At 40.6% G+C, this 771-nt stretch carries 2 protein-coding genes; both read left to right on the top strand.

Going from position 1 to position 771, the window contains the following annotated elements:
* Positions 1-137 precede the first annotated feature (137 nt).
* Positions 138-518: a hypothetical protein gene (locus AC1DWB_RS36525; protein WP_477545933.1), complete on the top strand. Its 381-nt coding sequence runs from the start codon at positions 138-140 to the stop codon at positions 516-518.
* Positions 519-521: 3 nt separating this feature from the next.
* Positions 522-771: hypothetical protein (locus tag AC1DWB_RS36520; protein WP_477545932.1), on the top strand; the 250-nt coding region annotated here is incomplete at its 3' end.

The following is a 771-nucleotide window of genomic DNA, read 5'->3' as shown; positions in this document are numbered from 1 at the left end:
ACATTGGTTATTGAAGCAGACAATGAAGAAGACGCAAAATCCAATGCTACAAATCAAATAAGAAATAAGTATAAGCCGCTCAGTCATCTTGGTTTGAGTGGGGTTTCCGTTACAATAGTAAAGAAGGAGGAACGGGAATGATTGAATGGAATGCAATGCCTAAAGAACCACAAGAAGCTTTAGAGGAAGAAACTTATTTAATATTCTTAAAGAAATCTAAACGTGCCATTACAGCCATGCATGACCCCGTTAACAAATGGTTCTTTTGCGTATCCGATGAGGAAGAGCGCATATACCCGTATCGCTATATATCTTTCTATGCTGAGATGGATTGGCCCGATTATGATGATGGACCAATGATTAGCTTTTGTGAGCATGACAACCTGTTGGTTTGCGAGGAATGCGCGAAGCGCCATCAATCGACTAACGAAACTGTAGCCGAAGGAAGTTTGGAAGAGGAGTTCATCAAGTCGTTTGATGTGGATGGGACGATTGATAAGGTGTATAAGAAGGAGTGATGTATGGTGATTCACATTGTTACTTATGAAATAAATAATAGTGATGGGCATTTTACCAGGTATGAGATTTTCGATAAACCAGAGAATCAAAAATATCTCAATGGGGCATTGGAAGTACTTGCGAATTCATCGACTGTATCGAACGTTCGTTTTTTTGAATCAACTGAACTCGACCCATTCTATTCGATAAAAAAGGAACAGAATGATTTGCCGGAGGCCATCGGAACGACCGCATCACCTAGCGAAGCGGAGG

Source organism: Paenibacillus sp. P4_E11, from assembly GCF_056401635.1.
This window is presented reverse-complemented; position numbering and strand designations above follow the sequence as displayed.